Source organism: Pseudomonas sp. KT_2_4 (assembly GCF_041410225.1).
GTDB classification, from domain to species: Bacteria; Pseudomonadota; Gammaproteobacteria; order Pseudomonadales; family Pseudomonadaceae; genus Aquipseudomonas; species Aquipseudomonas paracarnis.
The window spans coordinates 756,254-771,728 of record NZ_CP166962.1 but is presented as its reverse complement, the minus strand read 5'-3'; the positions used below and the strand labels follow the sequence as shown (position 1 = coordinate 771,728).

The window sequence follows — 15,475 nt, the reverse complement described above, 5'->3', positions numbered from 1 at the left end:
AATGAGCCACATCGAGGCCAACCCTAGCGCCTCGGCTCAACCGAACGACCCAACCCTTGAAGCCTTGAGGAAACGACCATGAACACCAATACCCTCTATGCCACTTGCCTGTTTGCCGCCCTGAATATCTGCACCTTCTCGGCCCGCGCCGAAGCCGACGTCACGCCGCAAACCTACACCTACGGCACGCATCTGGACATCCAGAAAGTCGTGGCATTGACACAGGATGCCGGGGCGGCCTGCGGCATTGTCGATGCCCAACTGACCTACCTGAATTCGCAGGGCAAGACCGAGATCCTGAACTACCGCAAATTTGCCGAGTGCCACAGCGATAACTGAGCCCGGCCCACATTTCATCAGGAGACCCTTATGTTCCTCATCGCATTCCTGGGCGGCTTATTGACCGTCCTCAGCCCTTGTATCCTGCCGGTCGTGCCATTTCTGTTCGCGGGTATCGACCGCACACGCTCATCGATCCTGCTTACCCTTGGTGGCATGGTCCTGACCTTCGCGCTGGTTTCCAGCCTGGCCGTGGTCAGCAGTGAATGGGTGATTCAGGCCAACAACACCGGGCGTCATGTGGCACTGGTGGTGATGGCGCTGTTTGCCTTGTCGCTGATCTCGGCGCGAATCAGTGGCTGGCTGGCCAGCCCGTTCGTGTTACTGGGCAATTGCCTCGACCCCCAGACGCGCAAAATGTCCGGGCCGCTGGGTTCGCTGATGATCGGCGTCGCCACCGGCCTGCTCTGGGCGCCGTGCGCCGGGCCTATCCTCGGGGTGATCCTTACCGGCGCCATGCTGCAAGGCGCCAATGCGCAAACCAGCCTGCTGCTGGTGGCCTACGGCCTGGGCAGTGCACTGTCGTTGGGTACGCTGATTTTCGCCGGACGTGGTTTAGTCAATCGCCTGAAGGCCTCGATTCCGGTTACTGGTTGGCTGCGGCGCGCCACCGGTTTTGCGGTCCTGGCCGCAGCGCTGATGATTTCTACCGGTGCCGACAAGACGCTGTTGGCCGGGGCGTCGTCCGAAGGCGTCAGCGTGCTGGAAAACGGCGTGCTGCAAAGCGTCCCCAAAGTCGTCGAATACCTGGTAAGCAAGGCCAAGGCCGAACCCACCCTCGACAACGCCCGAGGCCCGATGCCGTCGCTTTCTGGCGCGGTGGAATGGCTCAATTCGCCCGCACTGACCAGTGAATCGCTCAGAGGCAAGGTGGTGCTCGTCGATTTCTGGACTTACGACTGCATCAATTGCCAGCATACCCTGCCGTACGTGAAGGACTGGGCGCAGAAGTACCAGAAGGATGGCTTGGTGGTAATCGGCGTCCACACCCCGGAATACGGTTTTGAACGCATCATCAGCAATGTCAGGGATGAGGTGAAAAAGCTCGGCATCACTTACCCGGTAGCCATCGATAACAACTACGCGATCTGGCGCAACTTCGATAACCAGTACTGGCCCGCGCACTACCTGATCGACGCCAAAGGGCAAGTGCGTTTCACCCACTTCGGAGAAGGACGCTACGAGACGCAGGAAAAGATGATTCAGCAACTGCTGCAAGAGGCGAAAGCTCCAGCCGCGTAACCCTTGAAAATCCATGGCCCACAGGCAACGTGCTGTGGGCCATTAGCTTTTTCTCCTGCGGCCTGGGTTGCGCGACCACCCTCTCCCGCCAACCCCAGGCTAATCCGACACGATGCTTTTGGCCTCAAGAAATGCTTGCAGCCCAAAGACTCCAAACTCCCGGCCGACACCGGACTGCTTTACCCCGCCGAACGGCGCCAGCAACTCTGGCGAAATTCTGTTGATCAACACCGAGCCGGCCTGCAGCTGGGCCGCCAGGTGTTGGGCACGGTCCGGTTGCCCGCGATAAGCACAACGCCCGGTATGCCCAGGCGTTGGCCGCGTCGAATCCCCCTCTCCCGCGTTTCAGCGTTGCACAACTTGAAAACGAAACCCGCCGGGCGACGTGCAAAACTCGCCTCGGCGTAGAGCGCTGAAAACGCCGCTTCGCCCTTGGCGTGTTATTTCGCCGTGGCGGCTTTTTCGATGAGGCGGGCAACCGGTTCCGGGTTCGAAACCATCACCACATGTGAAGCGCCCTTGACCACTTCCACGGCTTTGGCAGCGGCGCGCTTGGCCATGAATGCCATGGCTTGCGGGGGAATGTTCTTGTCCTTGTCGCCGTAGATGTACCAGGACGGTATATGCTTCCAGGCAGGGCTGCCGGACGCTTCGTTGAGCGCCGCTTCCGTTACCGGGCGTTGGGTGGCGGCCATCAATGCCGCCTCTTTAGCGGGGACGTCAGCGGCGAACTGGTTGTGAAACTTGTCCTGCTGGATGTACAAGTCCTTGCCCCCATCGGCCAGCGGTACAGGCGCAGCCAGCGTTGGGCCCAGCGTACTGCCCGGGAATTTGCCGGCCAGCCCGGCGACGGTTTCCCCGGCCTCAGGTGCAAACGCACTGACGTAAACCAGGGCTTTGACGTTTGCATGATCGTAGGCCGCATCACTGATAACGTTGCCGCCATAGGAGTGGCCGACCAGCACCACCGGCGAATGAATGCTCGTCAACAATGCCGAGATTGCCGAACCATCGCTCTTTACACTGCGCAATGGGTTGGCAGCGGCAACCACTGGATAACCGTCCTTCTCGAGAATCTTCACGACCCCATTCCAACTCGACGCATCGGCAAAGGCGCCATGTACGAGCACAATCGTGGGTTTTTCAGTTTGCGACCTGGCGTGTGTCGCCATGCTCAGGCTGACGGCGACGGCCAGTGCGGTTACTACTTTTTTCATTGTTGACTCCAGGTTTGACGGGAAATCAGGGAGCGAAGCGAGTGAAGACAAAATCGTGATTACGCACTCGCGCCTGGTGACAGGCGAAGCAGGTTTGGTGTTGGGCTTCATCGGCCGGTTTACCGTTGATAAACCGCCCGAATCCCCAACCACCGGTTGCTGCATATTTTTTCGAGTCCTTGACCATCACCTGCACGGTCGTGGCCGAACCCGGGATGGACGCCGGCTCGAATTCCGGGGACTGCACATGTTTCCAGGCCAGCTTTACCAGCACCGTGCCATCAGGGAATGGCAGCGTTGAATCCTGATAAGCCTTGATGGCCAAGTCATTGCCCAGCACGGCTCGCAGTTCGTTCAAGGGGGCCGCTTCCTGCGCCGGCGCAATCAGCGGCCATAGGCGGTAGTTTTCCGGCAATTTCACGCCATAGATTGGTGAGGCGTCGCCATTACTGGCGTCGCCCGAGGCCACACCGGCAGCGCTCAACGCTGCGATTGCAATGGCAGCCGACATCGCGGCCAGAAATTTCAGCTTCATCATCGCCATCCTCTCAGCCGGTTTTCAAAGATGATCGGCGTCGATCACCGCCTGGGCGAAGGCTTTCGGCGCTTCCTGCGGCAAGTTGTGGCCTACACCACCGGTGATCAATCGGTACTCATACTTGCCAGTGAAGCGCTTGGCGTACGCTTCGGCAGGTGGGTGCGGTGCGCCGTTCGCATCACCTTCCAGGGTGATGGTGGGCACACTGATGGATGGAAATGCCGCGAGTTTCTTCTCCAGCGCGTCGTATCTGGCCTCGCCCTTGACCAACCCCAGGCGCCAGCGATAGTTGAAAATCGACACGGCCACGTGATCAGGGTTTTGCAAGGACGCCGCGCTGCGCTCATAAGTGGCGTCGTCGAAATTCCACTGTGGCGACGCCAGCTTCCAGATGAGCTTGGCGAAGTCATGGGTGTTTTTTTCGTAGCCCAGGCGCCCGCGCTCGGTCGCGAAGTAGAACTGGTACCACCACTGCAGCTCGGCGGCTGGCGGCAATGGCGCCTTGCCCGCCTCTTGGCTGCCTATCAGGTAACCGCTCACAGCGACCAGGGCTTTCACTCTTTCCGGCCACAGTGCGGCAACGATATCCGCAGTGCGGGCGCCCCAGTCAAACCCACCCAGCACCGCGGTCTTGATCTTCAGCGCGTCCATGAAGTCGATCAGGTCGGTCGCCAGCGCAGCAGGTTGACCATTGCGAATGGTCTTGGCCGAGAGAAAATGCGTATCGCCATAACCACGCGCAGAAGGGATCAACACTCGATATCCCTTGCCCGCCAAAGCAGGAGCGACATCAGCGTATGCGTTGATATCGTAGGGCCAGCCGTGCAACAAAATGACCACAGGGCCATCGGCTGGGCCGAGTTCCGCGTAAGAAACGTTCAGCAACCCCGCTTTCACATGCTTAAGTGCACCGAGAGAGGTGTGAGCTCCCGGGTTGATCGCCCCAATGGTGGACGCGGGTACATCAGCCGCGTTGGCTTGGGAAAAACCGACAGCCACCGCCGCGAATTGCAGCACTGCTGCTGCCAACAGCGATGGGGCAAGACCCCGCAGGCGGCTGGATTTATTTTGATTGTTCAGCAAGGTCATCTCCATGGTATTTCTCCGTAGCGAGCCGCCGAATAGCGGCCCGGTGTGTTGGCTCGATTACGTGTGAGCTACTGGCCTGTCTTCGTTGCGCTCAGCTTGGCGCGCAGCGGCCGGAAGGCCTCCCGCAACTCTTCGCTGAACAATTGAGGTTGCTCCCAGGAAGCGAAGTGGCCGCCCTTGTTAACCTGGTTGTAGTAGGAAAGTGATGGGTAAGCGCGTTGCGCCCAGCTTTTTGGCGCCTGATAGATCTCGTGCGGGAAGACCGTGATCGCCACCGGCACCTTGATGCTTGCGGTGTTCTGCGCGGCAGCGCTGAAATTGTTGTTGTTGTTTTCCCAGTAGAAACGCGATGACGATGCGCCTGCGTTCGTCAGCCAGTACAGGCTGATATCGTCCAGCATCTCGTCACGGGTCAATACCCGTTCAGGCTGGCCATCACTGTCCGTCCACGCGGCGATTTTTTCGTACATCCACGCCGCAGTTCCGGTAGGCGAATCGGCCAGCAGGTAACCGATAGTCTGCGGGCGCGTAACCATCATCGCGCCGTATGCTGCATTGCGGCCGAAGAAGGTGCTCAAGGAATCAAACGCTTTGCGTTCAGGCTCAGTGAGCCCGTCAGGGGCCGGGTCACCACTATTGATCGGCTTGACCAATTCGGGCGGGATGGTGGCCGGCATGTTCAAGTGAATGCCCAACAGCCCCGGCGGATTCAGGCGGCCCAATGCATCCGATATGACCGAACCGTGATCTCCGCCCTGGGAAACATAGTGGGTATAACCCAGACGCTTGATGAGCACATCCCAAGCCTTCGCGACTCGATCCGGCCCCCAGCCCAATTCAGTTGGCTTACCGGAAAAACCGTGTCCTGGAATCGATGGAATGATCACGTCGAACGAATCTTCAACCTTACCGCCGTAAGCAACGGGATCCGTCAGCGGGCCGATAGTCTTCAAGAACTCAAACTGTGAGCCAGGCCATCCGTGTGTCAGAAGCAGCGGCATCGCGTTGGGGTTTGGCGAGCGAACATGGATGAATTGAATGTCCACGCCGTCGATAGTCGTGATGAATTCAGGCAGCGCATTGAGCTTCGCTTCGGCCTTGCGCCAGTCATAGCCGCTGCCCCAATACTTCACCAGCGCCTGGACCTGGGCCAACTGCACGCCTTGGGAAACGTCGTTGACGGTCTCTTTGTCCGGCCAGCGGGTCGCCGCAATGCGCTTTTTCAGATCGGCCAATTGAGCTTCATCGACGTGAATTCGATAAGGTCTAATCGATTCGGGATGGGTCGAGGCCGAGCTGGCACCTGACGCATCGACGGCCGGGCCAGCAGCCCAGGCAGCACCGCTGCCGGCTATCAGGGCCAACCCCAAAGCGCCCATTCTCACGGAAGAAGCCAGACAATGGCGCCAGGTGAAACCGAACGTAGCTGCAGGCATTTTGAATTTCCTATAAGTCATTGGTCGACAACGTCGCGAAACGCGCAGGGATAACCGCGAGTTAAATGAGTCATCCATTGGAAAAGGTTTGCGCCTTCTCGATGGGTTCATTTAAAGCCCCGCGGGTATCCCGTATGTGTCATCAACCGACTTAAAGGAATCGCTGTGTATCTATCCAAAGCGCAGATACAAAACGATACAAACCGACCACTCGCTCATAAAAAAGCCAATGCCCCGACTTGTCGGGGCATTGGCTTTTCTGGGACCTGGAAAACATAAGGGCTTTTCAGCCCATCAAGCTCGGCAAAGGGCATAGAGACCGCGTCGATTGCCAGGCAGCATGACTTGGCTACCCAAGGAACAGGCAGTTCCCCCGCTCCACTTCACGCCCTTCCACGCCTGCAAGAAACTGCAGAAATTTGCCCCTGATTCTGGTTAGCGTTCACCATCGTTTCTACCGCGTTAGCAATCTTATTGAAGCTACTGCTGTTCAGCGACCAAGCAATCTCTTCAGCACCAGTAGAGCAACAGCCCCGATTGCCAGTGCCGCAACCGGTTTTTCTTTGACGAATGTAGAAACGCTGTCCAGTGCGTCACCATAGGTTTGCGTCAGTTGACCCGCAGCCTGGCGTCCAGCGCCCTCAGCTTCCAACTTCGAATCACCAAAAAGCTTCCCGACTGCGCTCTGCGCTTTGCCGGCAACCTTTTCTACAACGCCTTCTACCTGTTCGCTCTTCATGATTAACCAAACCTTCGTGTGTGATTGGGTAACCCAGGAAAAACCTGGGTTTGAGGCAACGTGCAAAGCGTTAGGTGGACAGGCTTATTGATTAGTTCAAAGTTGATGAGCCTCACTTAGTCCAGATCAACCGATAAGTCTTCTTCCCTGTAGCGGCATCGTGATAAGGGTTTTCGCCCGGGACCTCTCGCGTGCGCACGCACGGGCGTCCCTCGCAGTCAATAATGGCGGCGTCACCACCCTGGCGTTTCAACGCTTCTATGTTTTGCTCAAGCGCCGCTAACTCTCGTTGCCTTTGCGCTCTTCATCTTGAATTCGATCAAAGGACTTTATATATCTGCGAAACCACCCGCCTCATCGCCTCCTCAATCGTTCCTTCATTGCGACAGATCACCCACCCCTGCCCCACCGCCGCTCGTTCAAACGCCTCGGTACACACAACTTGCTCCTCCAGCTTAAACATCACCGTACTGCTCAGCCCGCGCCGTCGTGCTGCCGCCCGTGCCCAGGATATTTGCGCCGCGGTGACAACCCCCCACATGCAGATCCGGCACTTGCACCTGTCGATCAATGTTCAGCTCAAGAATGTCTGCAAAGGGTATCAATCGACGAAACGCAGCATCAGACGGGTACCAGCGATCCATCAGGATGATGCTGTCAGGTGGCTGTGCGGCCAGTACGTGCTGGGTAATCCAGCTGCGGCTGTCAGCAAAGCGCTCACACACCTCAAGTTCCAGATCCCGGCTGGGGTCTCTGGCGAATTTGTTAACCAGCGCCATCGTTTGCGCTCGATAGGGATCGCTCTTGCGCTCGCACAGTCGGACGACCTTTTTATTGTCGGCCCTCAACGCTGTCGTAACGGCCTCCAACAGCGTGGTTTTGCCGGTACCCTTGGGCCCATCCAACGAAATAAACAGCGCCCGAGTCATACGAGCGCTGCGTCATCGTTAAGGTTGTACAGTTCCATGGGGCCTCTAGTTTGAGCGTTTGGGCAAATTGGACTTCATTATGGGGAACCCTATCGCCCAACGCGAGGCTGGGCTGGCCGCCGCGCCCTCCCCGCGTCGACGGTCAGTCATTCAGCATCCGGCTTTGCGGCACGCCAGCCTCGTAGCTCAACGCCCACGGCGCAATCAACCGCTGCGGGGTCTGGCAGGTTTTGCGTTTAAACACGAAGTTGCGGCATTTCTCGGCAAACTGCTGGCGATTTCCCACCATGTCGAATCGCATCTGTGCCAGTTCCTGCTCGCGACAGCGTTCAACTTGCTGAGTATCCAGCGTGGCTTTACGTGTGCGTGCATGAAGGTACTTATCATCGGTCAACGCACTGTCGGCCTGTTGCAAAAGCCACAAGCCAAATGCTTGTGGGCAACGCGGGCCGATGGCCTGAACCATGCCGTACTGCTGGGCCTGGATGGCGCTGATGGGCAGGCATTCTTCGGTAAGCTTATGCGCGATTTCGCTGCCCACGGCCCGTGGCAGGCTGTAGGTCCAGTATTCGGAGCCGTAGAGTCCCATGGTCTTGTAGTGCGGGTTGAGCACCACACCTTCGCGGGCCAATACAATGTCGGCGGCCAGCGCCAGCATCACACCGCCTGCGCCTGCGCTGCCGGTCAGGCCGCTGATCACCAGTTGCCTGGCAGTGAGCAGCTCCAGGCACACATCGTCGATGGCTTGAATGTTGGCCCAGGCTTCCAGCCCAGGCACGTCGTCGGCCTGGATGACGTTTAGGTGCACCCCATTGGAAAAGCTGCCGCGCCCGCCCTTGATCAGCAACACTTGGGTATCTCGCGCCTTGGCCCAGCGCAACGCTGCGACCAGCCGCTGGCATTGTTCGGTGCTCATGGCGCCGTTGTAGAACTCGAACGTCAGTTCGCCGATGTGGCCGAACTCTTGGTAGCGAATGGGTTGATAGACCCGCTCGTTGAACGCCTGGCAGGCGATTGAACTGTCCAGCACCGGCACCCCGGCCAACTGCTCAGCCAGAACGTGCCGTGCCGGTCGCTTGAAGGTCTCTGGGCCTTTGGGTTTGAGCGAGCCGATCCACAGGCTGTGATCTCCAGCCGCTACCAGCACGGCATCGTCCTGCACTGCGAGGATTTCTCCCGGGGTGCCCTGGCGAGCGTCCAAGTGCGCGTCGTAGAGGTAATATTGCCCGCCCAACAGGCTGGCCAACACGCCGGGCTGGCCATCGGCAGCGTCGATGCTGCGCTTGATAAAGCCTGCGCAATCGAACCAACTGAAGGTGCGGTCGGCCTGGGTCATGTTCGGCTGCAAGCGTCCGATGACGCTGGGTTGGGTGTAATCGAGCGGTGTCGGGACGAAGCCTTTGGCGAATTTCGCCACTACATCACGGATGCAAACCATCGCGGCGTCGCTCACCAGGCCGTTGTACAGCTCGGATTTGCGCACCTGGGCGGGCATGTCGAACTCACAGGTGGACCAGATTGGCCCGGCGTCCATTTCCTCCACCGCTTGCAAGGCGGTGACGCCCCAACGGCGGGCCTGCTGGGTGATGGCCCAGTCCAGCGCACTGGCGCCACGGTCGCCGACGATGCCCGGATGGATGATCACCACCGGGCGCTGCGGATGGCTCCACAGTTGATGCGGCACACGGTCCTTCAAAAATGGGCAGATCACCAGGTCGGCGCCAGACGCCTCGACCTGCTGGCATACCGTGGCTTGATCGGTGAACACCACAACGCTGGGGTCGTGACCCGCTTGGCGCAGATCCAGCCAGGCCCGTTGGGTTAAACCGTTGAATGCCGATGATAACAACAGGATCTTCAGTGATCGCATGGCTGACTCTTCCTTGAAAATATGCGACCAGAGCAGCCCGTTGAGCCGTCCCTGGCCATCGATAAGCGCCCAAGGTTATAGAGCGAGCCAGCCTCCCCACCTGATCGAGATCAATAGATGAAAGCGGCTTATTTTTTCTGAATCACCGCGCAACCTACTCATCAAATGAACATGCCCTGCTCGGGTACGCCTTGTTAACCGTGACGGAGCCACGTTCATGTTCGAGAAACCGCATTACCTCATCAGTTTCATCCTCGACAACCAGCCACAAAGCCGCACGCTTGAGCACGATGCCGACACGCTGGACCCTCAATGGGCCGAGTCCCTGCTCAGGCAGCGCTTTGCAGAGCTCAAGGACGCGAAATTGAGCGACGTCCAGGTGCAAAAGCGCAACAAGCCCGCCGATGAAGGCCATGACATCCCAGGGCATTACCAGCAGCCCTGATTTGCGTATCAGAAAAGCGCTGCCCGTTTATCAATCACTGAATATTCGGAGGACCTATGAACCCGACAACTCAAGGTTTGCCCTGCGCCTGCCCAGGCTGCACCTGCCAGGTGACCCATGACACGCGTCACCAGCGCAACGGCAAAGCCTACTGCAGCCAGGCATGCGCCGACTTGCACCCACAGGGTCAAGCGTGCCCCAGTGCCGATTGCCATTGCGAGTCGAATGTGAAGGTGCGAGACCGCTCCGTCAGCGATAGCCAGCTCGACGAGGCGATCGAAGAAACCTTTCCTGCAAGCGATCCCATATCGCCTTGATCATTCAGCCCCACTAGGAAAACGGGGGTTGCATCGTGGCTCTAGGGTCTAGCAGTTGACAGCCCCCGGCAAAAATCAACAACCTGCACGTCTCACCGCCCTGCCCTGAGGCTGCCCTTGGACTATTTCACCGCGCTCACCGCCTTCATCGAAGCCGCCGAAGGCAACAACTTCTCGCGTGCCGCCGAGCGCTTGGGGATCAAGGCCTCAACGGTTTCACGCTATGTGAAGGACCTTGAGCAAGACCTGGGCATCGCGCTGTTCAACCGCTCCACACGCACGCTGCATCTGACCGAAGGCGGCCAGACCTTCCTGATACACGCACGCAGAGTATTGGATGAACTGGAACACGCCAAGGCAGCCACGTCTGCGCTGAACCAGCATCCCCGGGGCGTGTTGAAACTCAACCTGCCACCGGCGTTTGCTCGCCATCACATCCTGCCGGCGTTGAATGACTTTCTGGCGCGCTACCCGCAGATCAGCGTGGAACTGGTGCTGGATAACAACAAGGTCAATTTGATTCATGCCGGCGTCGACTTGGCCATCCGCATTGGCGAGCTGGCCGATTCGACGCTCAAGGCACGCAAGCTCAGCGACGGCCACTACCGCTTGGTGGTCAGCCCGGCGTTTGGCACGCAGCACCCTCCTCCGTCCACGCCCACGGACTTGGCCGGTGTGCCTGCGGTGCGGGGCACGGCTACCACCGGCGATATCAGTCTTGTATCCTCCGGCCGCGCGCTCCCGTTGCTGCATGACGGCGTTATTCGAATCAATGACCTGGACGCGCAACTCATCGCCGTGCGCCAAGGCTTGGGCTTTGGGCTGTTGCCGGACTGGCTGGTGGCGCGAAGTATCGAGGCCGGTGAGTTGGCAGTGTGGCTACCCGAATGGCACATCCAGGGCGTGGAGCGGGCGTTTGCGGTGTGGTTTGTGTACCCGCCCAAGCGCATCGTGTCATCGAAGGTCCGGTGTTTTATCGACTTTATCGTTGAACGACTGGGCGAAACACCGGATTGGAAGTGACTCAACTGAAGCGGATATCCAGCGCACGCAAGTAGGTTTGCAGCCCCGCATCCTGAATCGGGATCAGCAACGCCTCGCTATCCGATTCATTAAAATGCGCATGCCAGTAACCGGGTGGTGTGACAAACGCCAGGCCGGGCGACCAGTCGACCCGCTGCGGGTTACGGATTTGCCCATCCGCGTCCAGCTCGGTGCCCACCAATGAATAACAGCCCTTGGGGCAATCAATAATGAAGTCCAGTGCAATCGACTGATGCCGATGGGGTTTCTGCACCGATCCCGCCGGCAGAATTCCGTACATGGCCCACAGCACGTGAGTCACCGTGCGCGTCTGCGGGAAGCGGCGGTTGCCCAGCAGGATGCTGATGCGGCTGCGGTCCTGTGCCCTGGGATCATCGGCCGCTTCACGCAACTTCGCGTTGGCCAGCGCTGCTGGGTACAGGGTCGGCGCAAAGCGATCGGCGCGGGGTGTCACCCCCAGGTAACGCAACAGTGGCTCATCATGCACGTAGTAAAGACGCGCATCCTCGCGGGCATTGAAGTGCGCCTGCTGTAATCCCGGCAGGGCAATAAAGCAGCCCTTGGACCATTGAATCTCATACTCCCCCTGAACCACGCTGCCTTGCCCGGCAATCACGTAGAACACCTGGGAAGTGGCGTTGGGTTGCAGGGTCAGTGTGTCACCACGGTTAAGGCGCATGAAGTTTGCGCATAACCCGGGGCCGGTGGCGGGGCCTTCGCAGCCCAAAGCCTCGCTGAGGTCCAGCGGTACCACGCGGGAGGGGCCATTGTCATACAGCGAGGCGGGAAAGCTGTGGTAGGGAATGCGGGAAATCAGGTTGGCACTGATGGGGTTCGCCGCCTTGCTGTACTCGAAGTACTCGGCGTCCACTTGGTTGATATCCGTCAGTGCGGGGTCCAATTCACGGTTCATCAGGCTCACCTCAGTCTTGGGCTGGATCGCGCAGCGCGGTTGAAGCGCTGCACGGGGTGAGTGGACTATAGGCATTGCCCACTGGCGGATGAATGCCTGTGACGGCACAGCAGTTATGCGAAACGGGGCAGTTAACGCAACTGGAACCAGGTGGTTTTCAGTTGCGTGTACTTATCAAACGAATGCAGCGACAAATCGCGCCCGAACCCCGACTGTTTGCCGCCGCCAAACGGCACGGTCACATCCAGCGCATCAATGGTGTTGACCGACACGGTGCCGGCGTTCAGGGCACGGGCCACGCGATGCGCACGGTTCAGGTCATCACTCCACACCGAGGCCGCCAGGCCATAAAGGCTGTCGTTGGCTTGCTGAATGGCCTGTTCTTCGGTATCGAAAGCGCTCACCGCCAGCACAGGCCCAAACACCTCCTCCTGGGAAAGGCGCATGTCAGCGGTGACGTTGGCGAATATCGTCGGCTGGATGAAGTTTGAACAACCCTCAATGTTCAACTGTTGGCCGCCGGTCAACAGCGTGGCACCGTCTGCGTGCGCCCGGCCGATGGCTTGCATGATGCGTGCGGTTTGCCCGCTGTCGACAATTGCACCGGCGGCGCTGGCGGGATTAAGTGGGTTGCCGGGCATCCAGGCGCGGGATTTATCGATCAGGCGCTCGATGAACTCGTCGTGGATGCAGCGCTGCACGTAGAGGCGCGAATTGGCCGAACACACCTCGCCCTGGTTGAAGAAAATCCCAAAGGCCGCCTTCTCCGCCGCCAGGTCCAGGTCCTGACAGTCTGCAAACACCAGGTTCGGGCTCTTGCCACCACACTCCAGCCACACCTGTTTGAGGTTGGACTGGGCGGCGTACTGCATGAAGTATTTGCCCACCTGGGTGGAGCCGGTAAACACCAGGCAATCAACGTCCGGGTGCAACCCCAGTGCCTTGCCGGCGCCCTCGCCCATACCTGGCACCACGTTTAGCACGCCTTCGGGGATGCCTGCCTCCAGCGCCAGTTGGGCCAGGCGCAGGGCGGAAAACGGCGATTGCTCAGCGGGCTTGAGCACCACGCTATTGCCGGCCGCCAAGGCGGGTGCCAGTTTCCAGGCGGCCATGTCCAGCGGAAAATTCCACGGCACCACCGCGGCAATCACACCCAGGGCTTCGCGGGTGATGGTCGCCAACGCGTTGTGGGCAGTCGGCGCGACCTGATCGTAGAGCTTGTCCAGGGCTTCACCGTACCAGGCGAACACATGGGCCGCGCCGGGCACGTCGACGTTATAGGCGTCCATTACCGGCTTGCCCATGTTCAGGGAGTCCAGCAGTGCGAGTTCTTCGCGGTGGGTCATCAACAGGTCGGCGAGTTTGATCAGGACTTTTTTGCGTTCGCCTGGAGGCATGCGCCGCCACGGGCCGTTGTCAAAGGCGCGGCGTGCGGCGCGCACTGCCAAGTCCACTTCAACGTCACCGCAGGCGGCGACACGTGCAAGGAGCTGGTTGGTCGCCGGGTTGATGGCGTCAAAGGTCGCCCCGGACAGTGCGGCGACGGCCTGGCCGTCGATCAAGGCGGTGTTGGTGAAGGTTTGACGGGCAGCGCGTTGCTGCCAGTAGTCGAGGTTGAACATGCTGTACTCCTATGTAATTGGGTCTAATCCACGCGGCGGCAAGCCCGACGCCGAACGCAATGCTCAAGGCAACGCAGTGCCAATGTGGGAGCGGGCTTGCTCGCGAAGGCGGTGTATCAGTCAATATCAATGTTTGCTGGGCCGACGTCTTCGCGAGCAAGCCCGCTCCCACAGGGGGCCTGCGCTTGACTGATTGGCATTAGGGAACGCCCGTTTTTTTTCTTATTCGGCCATGTGCAATTCCGGCATCCCCACCCGGAACCCTCGGGTGAGGCACAGCAAACACAGCAGCCCCAGGCCCATCCAGCCCAGGCCGATGGTGAACGACAGGCCCGACAGGCTCGTCCACAACCACAGCGTGCTGAGAAACCCCAGGCCTGGCAGGGCGGCGTACAGCAGATAGTTGCGTGTACCGCGCAGCTTCTGGTCGCCCAGGTAATGCTTGATCACGGCCAGGTTCACCGCCGAAAACGCGAACAGCGCGCCAAAGCTAATCATGTTGGCCACGGTGTCCAGGCTGATAAACAGCGCAATCAGCGAAAACAGGCTGACCAGCATGATCGCGTTGGCCGGGACGCGTTTTTTCGTCACCAGCTTGCCGAATACCCTGGGCAATGCGCCGTCGCGGCCCATGGCGAACAGCACCCGTGACACGCTGGCCTGGGAGACCATCGCGGAAGCGAAACAACCCGCCACGTAGGTGGCGGTAAATGCACTCACCAGCAGCTCACCGCCGACCCGACGCATCACATCCACCGAAGCCGCGTCGGGATCGGCGAAACTGTTCCATTCCGGGAAGACCATCTGGGCGCAATACGACACCACCAGAAACAGCAGCCCACCGATCAGCGACACCGCCATGATCGCCTGCGGAATGGTACGGCGCGGGTCCGGCGTCTCCTCGGCCATGGTCGATACCGCATCAAACCCCAGGAACGACAGGCACAGCACCGCCGCACCGGTCATGATCAGCGGCACACTGAAACCTTCATGGTAAAACGGCTTGAGCAGCGGCACCGGCTCGGCTTGCCCGCTGAGGTTGTGGATCGACAACGCCACGAACACCACGATGAACACCAGTTGGGCCACGATCAGCACCCAATTGACCCGGGTAATCGACTCGATACCCACCAGATTCAGCGCCGTCACCAGGGCAATGGAGCCCAATACCCATACGGCGGTGGGCACGGTAGGAAAGTATTCGGACAAGTAGATGCCGATCAGCAAATAGCTGAGCAGCGGCAGGAAGATGTAGTCCAGCAGCAAGGTCCAGCCGGCGATAAAGCCGAAGGAGGCGCCAAACGCCTTGCGCGTATAGGTGTAGACCGAGCCCGAATAGGGGTGCGCCTTGACCATGCACCCATAGCTGTAGGCCGTCAGCAGCATGGCAGCCAGGGTCAACAGGTAGGCGGTGGCCAGATGCCCTTTGGTCATCTGGGTGACCAGGCCGTAGGTGGTGAACACCGCCAGCGGCACCATATACGCCAGGCCGAACAGTACAAGCCCGACAAGGCCCAGGGGTTGTCGAAAGCGGCGCGATGAGGTCAGTTGGGTTGAGGTTTGATGGGCGGGAGTATCGGCTACGTTTGTTATTGTATTCATTGCTGACTCCTGGAAAGTGGAATGCAGGGCACCGCGGCGTTCGATCAAATCGACACCGTTGATGAGTCATCCATTGGGAGCGGTGGGCAGGCCGCTATGGGGCGCCCACCCTGTTCAACCGGGCGGCATGCAG

Annotated in this window: 14 protein-coding genes and 3 pseudogenes; 5 read left to right on the top strand and 12 right to left on the bottom strand. The window is 59.5% G+C overall.

The window, feature by feature from the left end; all coding sequences use genetic code 11:
• The first annotated feature begins 78 nt into the window (after positions 1 to 78).
• Positions 79 to 339: a DUF2790 domain-containing protein gene (locus AB9N64_RS03465; protein WP_014718446.1), complete on the top strand. Its 261-nt coding sequence runs from the start codon at positions 79 to 81 to the stop codon at positions 337 to 339.
• Between the two features lie 30 nt (positions 340 to 369).
• Positions 370 to 1,581 carry a cytochrome c biogenesis protein DipZ gene (locus tag AB9N64_RS03460; protein WP_014718445.1) on the top strand — a complete coding sequence of 404 codons (1,212 nt, stop codon included), beginning with the start codon at positions 370 to 372 and terminating at the stop codon, positions 1,579 to 1,581.
• Positions 1,582 to 1,680: 99 nt separating this feature from the next.
• On the opposite strand, the pseudogene AB9N64_RS03455 reads toward AB9N64_RS03460, so the two are convergent.
• The 9 genes and pseudogenes from AB9N64_RS03455 to AB9N64_RS03415 form a co-directional block, all read right to left on the bottom strand.
• Positions 1,681 to 1,857: pseudogene (locus AB9N64_RS03455) on the bottom strand (aldehyde dehydrogenase family protein); the annotation flags it as partial.
• 74 nt (positions 1,858 to 1,931) lie between these two features.
• Positions 1,932 to 2,009 (bottom strand): annotated as a pseudogene (locus tag AB9N64_RS03450) (creatininase family protein); the annotation flags it as partial.
• A 12-nt stretch (positions 2,010 to 2,021) separates the two neighbouring features.
• The gene (locus AB9N64_RS03445) at positions 2,022 to 2,798 is read right to left on the bottom strand and encodes an alpha/beta fold hydrolase (RefSeq protein WP_288856698.1); all 777 of its coding nucleotides are present in this window, start codon (positions 2,796 to 2,798) and stop codon (positions 2,022 to 2,024) included.
• Positions 2,799 to 2,823: 25 nt separating this feature from the next.
• Entirely contained in the window at positions 2,824 to 3,333 is a 510-nt protein-coding gene (locus tag AB9N64_RS03440; protein WP_288856697.1) for a cytochrome P460 family protein, read from the bottom strand.
• A 24-nt stretch (positions 3,334 to 3,357) separates the two neighbouring features.
• Positions 3,358 to 4,431: an alpha/beta fold hydrolase gene (locus AB9N64_RS03435; protein ID WP_288856695.1), complete on the bottom strand. Its 1,074-nt coding sequence runs from the start codon at positions 4,429 to 4,431 to the stop codon at positions 3,358 to 3,360.
• Between the two features lie 62 nt (positions 4,432 to 4,493).
• Positions 4,494 to 5,861, bottom strand: coding sequence for an epoxide hydrolase family protein (locus AB9N64_RS03430; RefSeq protein ID WP_288856694.1), 1,368 nt, complete (start codon positions 5,859 to 5,861; stop codon positions 4,494 to 4,496).
• Positions 5,862 to 6,351: 490 nt separating this feature from the next.
• Positions 6,352 to 6,600, bottom strand: a complete 249-nt coding sequence (locus tag AB9N64_RS03425) for a CsbD family protein (protein ID WP_014718439.1) — start codon at positions 6,598 to 6,600, stop codon at positions 6,352 to 6,354.
• A 319-nt stretch (positions 6,601 to 6,919) separates the two neighbouring features.
• Positions 6,920 to 7,529: pseudogene (locus AB9N64_RS03420) on the bottom strand (dTMP kinase).
• 142 nt (positions 7,530 to 7,671) lie between these two features.
• A complete protein-coding gene (locus tag AB9N64_RS03415) occupies positions 7,672 to 9,399 on the bottom strand; it encodes a hydrogenase maturation protein (protein WP_371359961.1) in 1,728 nt (575 codons plus the stop codon).
• A gap of 217 nt (positions 9,400 to 9,616) precedes the next feature.
• On the opposite strand from AB9N64_RS03415, the gene AB9N64_RS03410 reads away from it, so the two are divergent.
• The 3 genes from AB9N64_RS03410 to AB9N64_RS03400 all read left to right on the top strand — a co-directional run bounded on the left by AB9N64_RS03410 (position 9,617) and on the right by AB9N64_RS03400 (position 11,184).
• Positions 9,617 to 9,844 carry a hypothetical protein gene (locus tag AB9N64_RS03410; protein WP_003191203.1) on the top strand — a complete coding sequence of 76 codons (228 nt, stop codon included), beginning with the start codon at positions 9,617 to 9,619 and terminating at the stop codon, positions 9,842 to 9,844.
• A gap of 56 nt (positions 9,845 to 9,900) precedes the next feature.
• A complete protein-coding gene (locus tag AB9N64_RS03405) occupies positions 9,901 to 10,161 on the top strand; it encodes a metallothionein (protein WP_014718436.1) in 261 nt (86 codons plus the stop codon).
• 117 nt (positions 10,162 to 10,278) lie between these two features.
• Positions 10,279 to 11,184: a LysR substrate-binding domain-containing protein gene (locus AB9N64_RS03400; RefSeq protein ID WP_371359960.1), complete on the top strand. Its 906-nt coding sequence runs from the start codon at positions 10,279 to 10,281 to the stop codon at positions 11,182 to 11,184.
• 1 nt (position 11,185) lies between these two features.
• On the opposite strand, the gene AB9N64_RS03395 is transcribed toward AB9N64_RS03400, so the two are convergent.
• From AB9N64_RS03395 to AB9N64_RS03385, 3 genes are all read right to left on the bottom strand, one after another.
• Positions 11,186 to 12,118, bottom strand: a complete 933-nt coding sequence (locus tag AB9N64_RS03395) for a cupin (RefSeq protein WP_371359959.1) — start codon at positions 12,116 to 12,118, stop codon at positions 11,186 to 11,188.
• A 131-nt stretch (positions 12,119 to 12,249) separates the two neighbouring features.
• A complete protein-coding gene (locus AB9N64_RS03390) occupies positions 12,250 to 13,740 on the bottom strand; it encodes an aldehyde dehydrogenase (RefSeq protein ID WP_371359957.1) in 1,491 nt (496 codons plus the stop codon).
• Between the two features lie 222 nt (positions 13,741 to 13,962).
• Positions 13,963 to 15,342, bottom strand: coding sequence for an APC family permease (locus AB9N64_RS03385; RefSeq protein ID WP_014718432.1), 1,380 nt, complete (start codon positions 15,340 to 15,342; stop codon positions 13,963 to 13,965).
• Between the last annotated feature and the right edge of the window lie 133 nt (positions 15,343 to 15,475).